The organism is Streptomyces sp. OR43, from assembly GCF_008042275.1.
In the GTDB taxonomy this organism is placed as follows: Bacteria; Actinomycetota; Actinomycetes; order Streptomycetales; family Streptomycetaceae; genus Streptomyces.
Genome location: NZ_RDBK01000022.1, coordinates 268,554 through 280,702 on the forward strand (window position 1 = coordinate 268,554; position 12,149 = coordinate 280,702).

Below are 12,149 nucleotides of genomic sequence, written 5' to 3' on the forward strand. Positions count from 1 at the left end.
TCCAGCCGCAGACCGTTCCGGAAGAACACCGTGCTCACGCGGCTCTCGGCCGTTGGGGCATGAGCCACCTCAGACGTCGGGCTATGAGCTACGTCCGAGCCCGCCGCCTAGCGACAGCTCGACGGCCCGGTGCGCGGATCAGCCGTTGACGGGTGGAGCGATGGCTGCTCGTTCGTCAGCGTCTTGACCCGGCGCAGGGTGAGTACGGTCTCCGCCGTGTGTACGTCGCCCGGCGCACCGGTCTTCTCGGTGAGGAAGCCGTACAGGTCGTCGGTCGTGCGGCAGAGCACGGAGACGACGAGGTTGGTCCGCCCGGTCACGGCTGCGGCGAAGCGCACCTCGGGGTGGTCCGCGACGGCCCGGCCGGTGCGCTCCAGCGCGTGAGGTGGGACGGTCAGCCAGCACAGGGCCTCGATGCCCTGCCCGAGCGGCTCGTGGTCGTACTCGACGGCCAGATACAGCACACCGGAGGCGCGCAGACGTTCCAGGCGGCGTTTGGCCGCGGTCTCGGAGAGGCCGCCGGCGGCCTGCAGTTGGGAAAGGGGTGCCCGGCCGTCGCGTTGCAGCACGTTCAGCATGGACAGATCGACGGGGTCCGGAGCGGCGGGTGCCGGGAGGGGTGCGGCGGCCGGGACGCGCAGGGCGTTCTCCTCGTCGGGGTCGAGCGCGCTGATCTTGCGCAGCCATCTGAGGGAGTTGCCGTAGTAGGTACGCAGGATGCAGTGGGCGCCGACCGAGGTGACGTGCGGAATGCGCTGGAGCCGTTCCAGGAGGATCTCGTCGCGGTCCGGCCTGCTCTGCGGAGTGATCGCGCACACGACCTCGGTGCCGCCCGCGGCCAGGTCGACGTAGTGGGTGTCCGGCCGCCCGGCGAGCGTGGCGGCGAGCCGGGCCGCGGTGTGGTCGGCGCAGCCGAGGCGCACGATCCAGCTGGTGCGGCCCAGGCGGCTGTCGTCGGTCATTCCCGTCACGCGCAGCCTGGCGGTCTCGCGCAGCCGGCGGAACCGGCGCGCGACGGTCTGGTCGGAGACGCCCAGCACCTGGGCGATCCGGCTGAAGGAGGCGCGGCCGTCGAGTTCCAGCGCCTGGAGCAGCTTCAGGTCGAGCGCGTCGAGCAGGGGAAACGCCACTGGATTCTCCTGGGTGTTCGGATGCCGGGTCATTCTTGCGCCTCATGACCGGGTGGCGTCCACCGATGCAAGGAAATTCGACATCGGTGCCGTGCATATCGGGGATTTCCGTCGCGTATTGCGTGCCGTCCGGCACATCGAGGGGTGATGTGCCGACTCGAAGCGTACGGAGAGAGCGCGAGAGAGTAAGGGACTCCGGCTTCACGTTACTTTTCGGAGAGAGCATTTTCCGTACGCCTGCAAGGGCATGGGGACGCAACGTAAGTGTGCGTTCCTGCCTGGTTACCGTTCTGGCAAAGGGTCATTAAGTTCGCCTCGCATCCGGCCTCCGTGCTTTTCCGTACGGCGGCAAGGGGACGAATCTAGGTGGTTGCAATGAGCCGTAACAGTGTTCTCATCGTCGGTGGCGGGATCGGCGGGCTGTCCGCCTCGATCGCGTTGCGGAACGCCGGGTACGACGTCCATGTCGTGGAGATCCAGCAGGACCTCCACTCGTCGGTGTACGGCGTGGGGATCATCCAGCCGGTGAACGCCCTGCGGGCGCTGGACGCGATCGGCTGCGCCGAGGCGTGCATGGCCGTCGGATACGCGACCACGGCCTGGGGCCACATGCTCGACGTGGACGGCAACCTCCTCCGGGAGATGCCCGGGGCCAGGATCCCCGGCTCCGATCTGCCGCCGATGAACGGTCTGACCAGGCCGCAGCTGCACCGGATCCTGACCGACAAGGCGCTCGAAGCCGGCGTCGTCATCGCGTACGACAGGACGTTCACGACGCTCACCGACGGGCCCGACGGCGTCGAGGTCACTTACACCGACGGCTCCGAGAACGTGGTGGACCTCGTTGTCGGCGCCGACGGTGTCCACTCCAAGGTCCGCCCCTACGTTCTGGCGGAGGACATCGAGCCCGTCTACCTCGGGCAGTCGGCCTTCCGGCTCAACATCCCCCGGGACCCGGAGATCGACCGGATCATCCTTCAGCACGGCCCGGAGGGCCTGGCGGGTTTCGTGCCGATCGGCCCCGACCTCGCCTACCTCTTCTACAACACCACGTGGGAGGAGGGGCGTTGGTTGGACCAGGACAAGATGGCGGACGAACTGCGCGAACGACTCGCGCCGTTCGGCGGGCTTGCCGGCCGGGTCCGTGACGCGTACGTCAACGACTCGTCGAAGATCGTGTTCCGGCCCGAGGAATGGCTGATCGCACCGGCGCCGTGGCACAAGGGCCGCATCGTGCTGATGGGGGACGCGGTCCACGCCGTCACGCCACACCTCGGGCAGGGTGCGGCGCAGGCGATCGAGGACGGTGTCGTCCTCGCCCGGTGTCTGGCGGCCCACAGCAGCCATGAGGAGGCGTTCGCCGAGTACACCGAGGCCCGCTACGAGCGGTGCCGGCTCGTCGTGGAGTCGTCGGTGCAGATCGGCGAGTACGAGATGGACCCCTCCCAGTACCCGGACTTCGACCACGCCGGTCTGACCCAGCACGTCCTGGAGACGATGGTCCAGCCCATGTGAGCCCGGTCGTCCGGCGCCGGCCTCCTGTGCCGGCGCCACCCCACCCGAGAACAAAGGCGGTTCACCATGTCCTTCCCTGCCCGTCTCCGATCGGGCCCGGCCGCTGCGGTGGCCCTGGGCGCCACGATCGTGCTGAGCGGATGCGGAGCCGGAGCGGACGCCGCGAGCGACGGCTCCATCACGCTCGGCTTCGTCAACGGCGACACCAGCGAGTTCGCCATGTGCCTGCAGAAGGCCGTCGAGACGACGGCGAAGGCCGCCGGGGTGAAGGTCTACCTCGCCAACTCCAAGATGGACCCCGGCAAGGAACTGTCCAACATCGAGGACATGATCTCCCGCAACGTCGACGCGCTGGTCGTGCAGACGGTCAACGTCGACGCGCTCGACGGGGACATAGCGAAGGCCGGCTCCGCGCACGTGCCCATCTTCCTGACATCGGTCGCCACCGACGAGGTCGACGGCATCCTCGGTGCGGCGGTGGTCGACCTCAAGAAGCTGGGCGCCCTGGACGCCGGCTGGATCGGGAAGGACGCCGGCGGGAAGGCGGTCGACGTGGGCATCGTGGCCGGGGCGCCCGGCGCCGCGTCCGATCTGATGGTGGCGGGCTTCACCGAAGCCCTGCCCGCGAACGCGAAGGTCGTGGCGAATCAGCCGGGGATGTTCAACCCCGTCGAGGCCCAGTCGGTCGCGGAGAACATGATCCAGGCCCACCCGGGTCTCGACTACGCCTTCGTCGCCAACGAGGAGATGGCCTTCGCCGTGCGCAAGTCGTTCGACGAGGCCGGTGCGAAGGACGTCAGGATCGTGACCGAGAACGGTACGGACAAGGGGCTGGCAGCGGTCAAGGACGGCCGGTTCTCCGCCACCGTGGCCAACTCGCCGCAGGTGATCGGCCAGACGGCGGTGCGGAACGCCGTCGCCCGGCTCGACGACGAGAAGAAGGCCGACAAGATCGCCCAGATCCCTCTCGCCCTCATCACGAAGGAGAATCTGGACGAAGCGCCGCAGTACTGCGCCCCGTAGCCTCCGCCCCGCAGGGCCGGGTCCCCGCACGCCGGCGGGGACCCKGCCCTCCGGCGGTTGCCGGCCGGGTCTCCGCACGCCGGCGGGGCCCGGCCCTCGGTCGGCTGCCGCTACACCGCCACCGGCGCGGTCGCGGGGGCCTCGGCAGAAGGCTCGGCGGGGGAGCGGTGGGGCTTGACGCCGATCATGCCGACAGCGGTCAGGACCGCTGCCACCGCGGCGGCTATGCCGCAGATCAGGAAGGCGTTGCCGAAGCCCCTGCCCAGCGCGTCGAGGGCCAGGTCGTGCGCCGCCGATCCCGGGGTGCCGGGCGGCAGGCTGTTCACGGCGATCGGTCCGCCCTCCGAGGCGACCCCGCGCGCGGCCCCGAGGTGCTCCGCGGACAGGCCCGCCCCGCCCAGCTTCGACGAGAACGCCGACGCCGCCTTGGACAGGGCGACGGCCCCGACGACGACCGGGCCGAGCGCGAATCCGAGGTCGCGGAGCATGTTGGTCGTCGCACTCGCCATGCCGGCCAGATGCGGCGGCACGCTGTCCAGCGCCACGGCCGTCACCGAGCTCACGCACAGCGCGAAGCCGATGCCGATGAGCAGGTCGGGCACCACGAAGGCGCTCAGGTCGAGGTCGGTGACGTCGAGCCGGGTGCAGAGGAGGCAGCCGGCGGCCATCAGCAGGAAGCCCGAGGTCAGCAGCCAGGTCGGCGCGACTCGGTGCAGCAGCCGGGAGACGACCGGGATCAGGACGAACGCGGGCCCCTGGAGCAGCAGGAACGGGACGGCGACCCGCAGCGGGTCCTGGTGCTGGATCGGCCCGAGCCACATGCTCGTCGCGAAGCATGCGCCGAGGAAGGCGAGCATGCCGATCACCGCGACGGCGGACGACACCGCGAAGGCCCGGTTCCTGAACAGGGTCAGGTCGAAGATCGGGGAAGCGGCGCCCACTTCGACCAGGACGAAACCGGCGAGGAAGACCAGGCCGAGCATGCCGGAGAGCATGACGGGGAGGGTCGTCCATCCCGACTCGGGCCCTTCCACTGCGGCGTACAGCACCAGGATGAGACCGAGGGCGAAGGTGATCTGGCCCGGGACGTCGAGTTCACGGTGTTTCGACGCCTTGGACTCGGAGGTCAGCCAGAGCGTGAGCACGATGCTCAGGGCGGCGAGCCCGACCAGCACCCAGAAGGAGCCACGCCAGGAACCGACCTTGGCGAAGGCCCCGCCGATCAGGGGGGAGACGGCCGCGCCCGCGGAGAGGAAGCCGCTCCACAGCGCGACGGCCTGGGCCCGTTCCCGGGGGTTGCGGGTGACCGACGCGAGCATGGTGAGCGAGCCGGGGAACAGGGCGCCGGCGCCGAGACCGTTGATCGCGGCACCGATCCAGAGGACCTGCACGCTGGGCGCGACCGCGGCCACGGTGCTGCCGGCGGCGATGAGCGCCGCGCCGGCGGTGATCAGCTTCTTGCGGCCGAACCGGTCACCGAGCACACCGAAGGTGAACTCGAAGCAGACCACCGCGATCATGAAGGCCGAGGTGATCCAGGTCAGTTGGGAGCCGTGGGTGTTGAGGTCCTCCTGGAACAGTCCGTTGAGGGAAGCCGGCAGTGCGTTGGCGACCTGCGCCACGAACACCGCACAGCTGGTGGCAGCCAGCGTTCCCGCGTAGCCCGGCTTCCGGGCAGCCCCCGCGGTTGGGCCGTGGGACGTCGTTGTCCCTTTGTTCAGCGTCATTGCTTTCTCCCTGGCTGGGAAGGTGAGTGCCCCGCCGTCGTCGGGCGGGACGGGCTCCGGCCGACGGCCGTAGCGAGGGGAGGGGGGAGGTGCGCGATCCGTCGCTCACCGGTCGCGCAGGGACCCAGGGCCGGGGCAGGCCGACGGAGTTGTCGTCGGGTGCCGCGGGTCCGTGCCGTGCGGACCGGTGGTGCCGGACGCTGCCGTGCTCACGGTTGAGGGGGAAGGAGGCACGGCTCGATTCCGGCGCGGTGTCGTGGAGAATGACACTTGGCCATACGCCATGTCAATGAAATGTTCGTAGACTCAAGTGAATAGCCTCAACGTAGGTCGAGGCTGGGGTGGGAGCTGTCCGGACGACCGGATCAGTACGCCGCGGCCAGATCCGCTTCCACCGCGCGCGCCGCGGCGTTGAGGGTCGCGACCAGTGAAGGAAGCGCGTGGGAGTCGTAACGCACGCTGGGCATCGACACCGAAAGACCCGCCTGTGCCGTCCCGTCCCGGTCGCGCACCGGGACACCCACCGCGACGAGCCCGCGCTCGGAGCGTTCCTGGTTCACGGCGAAACCGTTGCGGGCGATGCGCGTCAGCTCCTTCCGCAGCTGGGCGAGGTCCGGGCGGTCCGCGGGGCGGTCGCGGTAGCGCGCGGCGGAGTAGATCTCCGCCAGTCCGGCCTCGTCGAGGCCCGACAGGAGGAGCAGTCCTGCGGTGGTGCGATGGGCCGCGAACACCATCCCCTCCCGGGAGCCGACCCGCAGCGCCTGCCGGCTCTCGACGCTGGCGATGAACCGGGCCGTGTCCCCGGTGCGGATGGTGAGGTTCGCGGTCTCGTCCAGGAGGCCGACCAGCCGGTGCAGGTGGGGGAGGGCGGCGGCCCGCAGCCGGGAGACCTGGGACTGCGAGTGCGCCGCCAGTTCGAGGACGGGACCCGCCCGGTAGACGCGGTTCTCGTCCTGCACGGCGAAGTCCCGGTAGACGAGCATCGCCAGGAGCCGGTGGGCGGTGGACCGGGCGACCCCCAGCCGTTCGGCGATCTGCGAGACGGTCGCCGCGCCCTCCAGCTGCAGCAGAGCCGCCGCCCGCAGGGCGTGGTCGACGCTCGCGATGGGGTAAGGCGGCGGCGTCTTGAGCGGCTTGTCCATGGGGACCTCCGGGTGCGGGCCGACCGGGTCGCGTTGCGCTCCCACACGACGGTTCTGCTCTCCAGAATCTACATGTCTTGTCTGCGAACACGACGCACGCTGAGCCCGTGACTCAGTCCTCTCCCGCCCCAGACATCGCGACGGGCTCACCCGTCCGGCTGCAGGCCGTTTCCGCAGCGGACCAGCCCACGGTCACCCCGGAGCTCGAAGAGCTGTACCGGGGCTTCGAACAGGAACTCCTCGTCCCGCTGTGGACCGAGATCGGCGACCTGATGCCGGCCCATCCACGCTCACGTGCGGTCCCGCACGTGTGGCGCTGGGAACAGTTGCGGGCGCTCGCGGCCCGGGCCGGCGAGATCGTCCCGGTCGGGCGCGGCGGCGAGCGCCGGGCCATCGCCCTGGCCAATCCCTCCCTCGGCGGCCGGCCGTTCGCCACCCCCACCCTCTGGGCCGCCATCCAGTACCTCATGCCGGGGGAGGACGCGCCCGAGCACCGCCACACCCAGCACGCGTTCCGCTTCGTCGTCGAGGGCGAGGGCGTGTGGACGGTCGTGGGCGGCGATCCGGTGGCCATGCGGCGCGGCGACTTCCTGCCGCAGGCCGGATGGAACATGCACGCGCACCACAACGCCACCAGCGAGCCGATGGCCTGGATCGACGGCCTCGACATCCCGTTCCAGTACGCGAACGAGACCCAGTTCTTCGAGTTCGGCCGCGACGCGATCAGCGAGGCCGAGCACACGACCCCCGACCGCTCACGCGCCGAACGCCTGTGGGGACACCCCGGTCTGCGCCCGGTCTCCGCGACCGCGCCGGCTCCCGGCTCGCCCCTGCTGGCGTACCGCTGGGAGCACACCGACCGCGCACTCGACGACCAACTCGCCCTGGAGGCCGAGGGATTCGCCGGCACCGTCGGGGCCGGCCACGCCGCCGTACGGTTCACCGACCCGGCGACCGGCGCCGATGTGCTGCCGACCATCCGCGCCGAGATGCACCGCGTCGCGCGCGGCGCGGAGACCGCCCCGGTCCGCGAGACGGGCTCGTCGGTCTACCAGGTCTTCGACGGCTCCGGCACCGTCACCGTCGGGGAGAAGTCCTGGACGGTGACGCGCGGTGACCTGTTCGTCGTCCCGTCCTGGCAGCCCCTGTCCGTGCGGTCCGAGGCCGGCGCCACGGACTCCGACTCCGGCGCCCTGGACCTGTTCCGCTTCAGCGACTCCCCGATCTTCGAAGCCCTCCGGCTCGACCGCACCCATGTGGAAGGAACCACCCGATGAAGCTCGCCACCCTCCGTACCGGCGGCACCACGAAGGCCGTCCGGCTCGACGGCGACGTCCTGATCGACCTCGGCGTCCCGGACGTGGGCACCCTCCTCGGCCGGGAGGACTGGGCCGGGCACGCCGCCGCGGCCACCGCCGGGAACTCCGGGACGTACCCCGCGGAAGGCGCCGATTACGCCCCCGTCGTCCCGCAGCCCTCGAAGGTGATCTGCGTCGGGCTGAACTACCGCACGCACATCACGGAGATGGGCCGTGACCTGCCCGAACACCCCACCCTGTTCGCGAAGTTCGCCGACTCCCTCATCGGCGCGGGTGACGACATCCTCCGGCCGGACGAGACCGAGCAGTTCGACTGGGAGGTGGAGCTCGCCGTGGTCATCGGCAAGCGCGTGCGCCGCGCCCGGGGCGAGGAGGCCGAGCAGGCGATCGCCGGGTTCACCGTCCTGAACGACATCACCTGCCGGGACTGGCAGTTCCGTACCCGTGAGTGGCTGCAGGGCAAGATGTGGGACTCCAGCACCCCGGTGGGCCCCTTCCTGGTCACCCCCGACGAACTGCCGGGCGGCGTACGCCCCGCTCTCGACGTCCGGCTGACGGTGGACGGCGAGGTCATGCAGTCCGACACCACGGCCGACCTGCTCTTCGACCCGGTCGCGCTGGTGGAGTACGTCTCCACGATCACACGCCTCAACCCCGGCGACATCATCGCCACCGGCACCCCGGGCGGTGTCGGGCACGCCCGCAAGCCGGGGCGCTACCTGCTGGGCGGCGAGAGCGTCGTCGCCGAGATCGACGGCCTCGGCCGGCTGGAGAACCGCGTCGTCAAGGAGCGGTCCCTCTGATGTCCCGTACGTTCGAAGAAGCCCGCGGCTGGGCGCAGCTCGGCACCACCCTGTTCGTCCAGGCGGCGGACCTCGGCGCCGACGCCCTGGACGAGCCGAGCACCCTGCCGGTCTGGACCCGCAAACACCTGGTCGCGCACGTCGCCGCCAACGCCGATGCCCTGGGCAATCTCGTCCACTGGGCCGCCACCGGCGAACGCACACCGATGTACGCGTCCGCCGAGGAGCGTGCCGCCGGAATCGAGCGGGGCGCCGGGATGCCGGCCGCCGAACTGACCGCCTGGCTTCGCGGGTCCGCGGAGGAGCTGGCCCGCTCCACGGCCGCTCTCGGCGACGAGCAGTGGGCGTCCCCGGTCGTGACCGCACAGGGCCGCACCGTGCCCGCCACCGAACTGCCCTGGATGCGCGCCCGCGAGGTGTGCGTCCACGCGGTCGACCTGGGGACCGGACCGTCCTTCGCCGACCTCCCGGCCGGCTTCCTCGCCGCGCTCTGCGATGACGTCGTCGCCAAGCGCGCCAAGGGCGGCGGGCCGGCGCTGGTGCTGGAGGCGAGGGGCACCGGCGTGTTCTGGAAGCTTCCCGGGGAGGGCGAGCCGGCCGTCGTCGTCGGCGACCTCCACGAGATCACGGCCTACCTCACCGGGCGGGCGCATGCACTGACCGCACCGGACGGCAGGCCCGTGCCCGCCCTGGCCCGCTGGCTCTGAGCCGCCGGACCGGCAGCGCACCGACCCCTTCTGCAGCCCGTACGCGATACGAGGAAGAGACGATGAACCACCCTGCGACCCCACCCACCGGCGAGAACCCCGACGCGATCATCGTCGGCGGAGGCATCGGCGGCCTCAGCTCCGCCTTCGCCCTCGCCCGGCAGGGACTGCGCGTGCGTGTCCTCGAACGCGCCCCCGAGTTCGGCGAGGTCGGCGCCGGCCTCCAGATCGCGCCCAACTGCACCCGCATCCTCGACGAGTACGGTCTGCTCGACGAGGCCAGGGAGCTGGGCGTGCTCCCGGAGAACATGGTGATGCGCGACGCCCTCGACGCGCGCGAGCTGACCCGGCTCGACCTGCGGGACGTGGAGCGGCGCTACGGCTTCCCGTACATGGTGATCCACCGCAGCGACCTGCACGGCATCTTCCTGCGGGCCTGCCGCCGGGCCGGTGTGGAGCTGCTGACCGACCGGACGGTGACCGACTACGAGCACACCGACGGCGGCGCCCGGATCCACCTGGCGGACGGCAGCACCCAGGAGGCGCCGGTGGTCGTCGCCGCCGACGGACTGCACTCGGTGGCGCGGCGCAAGCTGGTCGGCGACGCGGTGGTCAGCTCCGACTACGTCGCCTACCGCGCGGCCGTCCCGATCGACGAGGTGCGTGACAACGGCATCGCCGAGAAGGACGTCACCGTGTACGTCGGCCCGCGCTGCCACTTCGTGCAGTACGCGTTGCGCGGCGGCGACATGTTCAACCAGGTCGCCGTGTTCGAGTCGCCGAAGGCCCTGGCGGGGAAGGACGACTGGGGTACGCCGGACGAGCTGGACGCGGCCTTCGCCGGCACCTGCGACACCGTACGCAAGGGCATCCCCCTGATGTGGCGCGACCGCTGGTGGCAGATGCTCGACCGCGACCCGGTTGAGACATGGGTGCACGGCAGGATCGCCCTGCTCGGCGACGCGGCCCACCCGCCACTCCAGTACATGGCGCAGGGCGCGGTCATGGCGATCGAGGACGGCTGGGTCTTCGCCCGCCATGTCGCCCGCCAGAGCGCCGCGAACGCCGGAGCGGACGCCGGGGCCGGAGCGGACGGGAGCGCCGGAGCGCCGGACTGGGACGCGGTGCTCGCCTCGTACGAGGCGGTGCGCGTCGAGCACTGCCGCCGGGTGCAGACGACCGCCCGCGCCTGGGGCGAGCTGTGGCACCTGGACGGGGAGGAGCGGCTGCGGCGCAACGCGATCATGCGCGACCGGGACGACCACGACTACGCCTTCACCGACTGGGTGTACGGCCCCACGGCGCTGGACCCCGACGAGGAACCCGCGATGTTCACCCCGATCCCGCTGTCCTCGGCCCGGCTCGGGGACGACGTCGCTCACCAGGTGGCCCCGGCATGATCACGACCATCGCCGCGACGGCCGACGAGGCCGTCGCGGATGTCGAGGACGGCTCGACGGTCCTGGTGGGCGGATTCGGTCTGGCGGGCATGCCGTTCGACCTCATCGACGCCCTGATCCGGCAGGGCGCCGGCGAGCTGACGGTGGTTTCCAACAACGCCGGGAACGGCGATGCGGGACTGGCCGCGCTGCTCAAGGCGGGCCGGGTCCGCAAGGTGATCTGCTCCTTCCCCCGGCAGAGCGACTCCTATGTGTTCGACGGGCTGTACCGGTCCGGGCGCATCGAGCTGGAGGTCGTGCCGCAGGGCACCCTCGCCGAACGGATACGCGCCGGGGGCGCGGGCATCGGCGCCTTCTACTGCCCCGTGGGCGCAGGCACCCTCCTCGCCGAGGGCAAGGAGACCCGGGAGATCGACGGGCGTGCCCACGTCCTGGAGTACCCGGTCAAGGGAGACGTGGCCCTGATCGCGGCGCACCGCGCGGACACCCTGGGCAACCTCGTCTACCGCAGGACGGCCCGGAACTTCGGCCCCGTCATGGCCACCGCGGCCACGACGGTCGTCGCCCAGGTCACCGACATCGTGGCCGCCGGGGAGATCGACCCGGAGACCGTGGTCACGCCCGGAATCCACGTCGACCGTCTCGTACGGGCCGAGGCCCGGCGACTCACCGTGCAAGGAGCCCGCTGATGACGGCCACCCACGCCGCGCCCGGCGCCGGACCCGTGGAGCACCTCGGACGGGGCCCGCTCACCACCGACGAACTAGCGGCCCGCATCGCCCGCGACATCGCGCCCGGCTCCTATGTCAACCTCGGCATCGGACAGCCGACCCGGATCGCCGAGCATCTGCCGCCGGACGCGGGGATCGTGCTGCACACCGAGAACGGGATGCTCGGCATGGGCCCCGCCGCGGACGGCGACGCGATCGACCCCGACCTCACGAACGCGGGGAAGGTCCCGGTCACCGAGCTGCCCGGCGCGGCCTACTTCCACCACGCCGACTCCTTCGCGATGATGCGGGGCGGTCACCTGGACGTGTGCGTCCTCGGCGCCTTCGAGGTCTCGGCCCACGGTGACCTGGCCAACTGGCACACCGGCGACCCGGACGCCATCCCCGCAGTCGGCGGCGCGATGGACCTGGCCGTCGGTGCCCGGGAGGTCCTGGTGATGATGCGGCTGTTCACCCGGGACGGCGCCCCCAAGCTCGTGCCCGTCTGCACCTGCCCGCTCACCGGCAGCGGCTGCGTCAGCCGCGTCTACACCGACTACGGCGTCTTCGTGCCCGGCCCGGACGGGGTCAGGGTCCTGGAGACGTACGGGGCCACGGTCGAGGAACTGCGGGAACTGCTGGCCGTAGACCTGATCCGATGAGCCGCCGTGGC

At 71.2% G+C, this 12,149-nt stretch carries 11 protein-coding genes; 8 read left to right on the forward strand and 3 right to left on the reverse strand.

Going from position 1 to position 12,149, the window contains the following annotated elements:
- Positions 1-107: 107 nt before the first annotated feature.
- On the reverse strand, positions 108-1,130 hold the full coding sequence (locus tag EAO72_RS11025; RefSeq protein ID WP_261991416.1) for an Lrp/AsnC family transcriptional regulator: 1,023 nt from the start codon (positions 1,128-1,130) through the stop codon (positions 108-110).
- Between the two features lie 375 nt (positions 1,131-1,505).
- Between EAO72_RS11025 and EAO72_RS11030 the strand changes: the two genes are divergently transcribed.
- Both EAO72_RS11030 and EAO72_RS11035 read left to right on the forward strand, forming a co-directional pair.
- Positions 1,506-2,645 carry an FAD-dependent monooxygenase gene (locus EAO72_RS11030; protein WP_148017073.1) on the forward strand — a complete coding sequence of 380 codons (1,140 nt, stop codon included), beginning with the start codon at positions 1,506-1,508 and terminating at the stop codon, positions 2,643-2,645.
- Positions 2,646-2,711: 66 nt separating this feature from the next.
- Positions 2,712-3,668 carry a sugar ABC transporter substrate-binding protein gene (locus EAO72_RS11035; RefSeq protein WP_148017074.1) on the forward strand — a complete coding sequence of 319 codons (957 nt, stop codon included), beginning with the start codon at positions 2,712-2,714 and terminating at the stop codon, positions 3,666-3,668.
- Between the two features lie 110 nt (positions 3,669-3,778).
- On the opposite strand, the gene EAO72_RS11040 is transcribed toward EAO72_RS11035, so the two are convergent.
- Both EAO72_RS11040 and EAO72_RS11045 read right to left on the reverse strand, forming a co-directional pair.
- Positions 3,779-5,395 (reverse strand): MFS transporter, encoded by a 1,617-nt coding sequence (locus tag EAO72_RS11040; RefSeq protein ID WP_148017075.1) that lies wholly within the window; start codon positions 5,393-5,395, stop codon positions 3,779-3,781.
- Between the two features lie 365 nt (positions 5,396-5,760).
- Positions 5,761-6,537 (reverse strand): IclR family transcriptional regulator, encoded by a 777-nt coding sequence (locus tag EAO72_RS11045; protein ID WP_148017234.1) that lies wholly within the window; start codon positions 6,535-6,537, stop codon positions 5,761-5,763.
- A gap of 107 nt (positions 6,538-6,644) precedes the next feature.
- Here EAO72_RS11045 and EAO72_RS11050 point away from each other — a divergent pair, with 107 nt between their 5' ends.
- The 6 genes from EAO72_RS11050 to EAO72_RS11075 all read left to right on the forward strand — a co-directional run bounded on the left by EAO72_RS11050 (position 6,645) and on the right by EAO72_RS11075 (position 12,138).
- On the forward strand, positions 6,645-7,814 hold the full coding sequence (locus tag EAO72_RS11050; RefSeq protein ID WP_148017076.1) for a cupin domain-containing protein: 1,170 nt from the start codon (positions 6,645-6,647) through the stop codon (positions 7,812-7,814).
- Complete coding sequence (locus EAO72_RS11055) at positions 7,811-8,659, forward strand: fumarylacetoacetate hydrolase family protein (protein ID WP_148017077.1); 849 nt, start codon at positions 7,811-7,813, stop codon at positions 8,657-8,659. The genes EAO72_RS11050 and EAO72_RS11055 overlap by 4 nt, the downstream gene beginning before the upstream one ends.
- Entirely contained in the window at positions 8,659-9,366 is a 708-nt protein-coding gene (locus EAO72_RS11060) for a maleylpyruvate isomerase family mycothiol-dependent enzyme (RefSeq protein WP_148017078.1), read from the forward strand. The genes EAO72_RS11055 and EAO72_RS11060 overlap by 1 nt, the downstream gene beginning before the upstream one ends.
- A 62-nt stretch (positions 9,367-9,428) precedes the next feature.
- On the forward strand, positions 9,429-10,766 hold the full coding sequence (locus EAO72_RS11065) for an FAD-dependent oxidoreductase (RefSeq protein ID WP_148017079.1): 1,338 nt from the start codon (positions 9,429-9,431) through the stop codon (positions 10,764-10,766).
- On the forward strand, positions 10,763-11,455 hold the full coding sequence (locus EAO72_RS11070; protein ID WP_148017080.1) for a 3-oxoacid CoA-transferase subunit A: 693 nt from the start codon (positions 10,763-10,765) through the stop codon (positions 11,453-11,455). The genes EAO72_RS11065 and EAO72_RS11070 overlap by 4 nt, the downstream gene beginning before the upstream one ends.
- Positions 11,455-12,138, forward strand: coding sequence for a 3-oxoacid CoA-transferase subunit B (locus tag EAO72_RS11075; RefSeq protein ID WP_148017081.1), 684 nt, complete (start codon positions 11,455-11,457; stop codon positions 12,136-12,138). Before EAO72_RS11070 ends, EAO72_RS11075 begins: the two co-directional genes overlap by 1 nt.
- Positions 12,139-12,149 lie beyond the last annotated feature (11 nt).

Bases quoted from the DNA above. Each gene is read 5' to 3' on its own strand.
- EAO72_RS11070 (WP_148017080.1), top strand. From the start codon at position 10,763: ATGATCACGACCATCGCCGCGACGGCCGACGAGGCCGTCGCGGATGTC.
- EAO72_RS11060 (WP_148017078.1), top strand. From the start codon at position 8,659: ATGTCCCGTACGTTCGAAGAAGCCCGCGGCTGGGCGCAGCTCGGCACC.
- EAO72_RS11075 (WP_148017081.1), top strand. From the start codon at position 11,455: ATGACGGCCACCCACGCCGCGCCCGGCGCCGGACCCGTGGAGCACCTC.
- EAO72_RS11055 (WP_148017077.1), top strand. From the start codon at position 7,811: ATGAAGCTCGCCACCCTCCGTACCGGCGGCACCACGAAGGCCGTCCGG.
- EAO72_RS11035 (WP_148017074.1), top strand. From the start codon at position 2,712: ATGTCCTTCCCTGCCCGTCTCCGATCGGGCCCGGCCGCTGCGGTGGCC.
- EAO72_RS11045 (WP_148017234.1), bottom strand. From the start codon at position 6,537: ATGGACAAGCCGCTCAAGACGCCGCCGCCTTACCCCATCGCGAGCGTC.
- EAO72_RS11065 (WP_148017079.1), top strand. From the start codon at position 9,429: ATGAACCACCCTGCGACCCCACCCACCGGCGAGAACCCCGACGCGATC.
- EAO72_RS11040 (WP_148017075.1), bottom strand. From the start codon at position 5,395: ATGACGCTGAACAAAGGGACAACGACGTCCCACGGCCCAACCGCGGGG.
- EAO72_RS11030 (WP_148017073.1), top strand. From the start codon at position 1,506: ATGAGCCGTAACAGTGTTCTCATCGTCGGTGGCGGGATCGGCGGGCTG.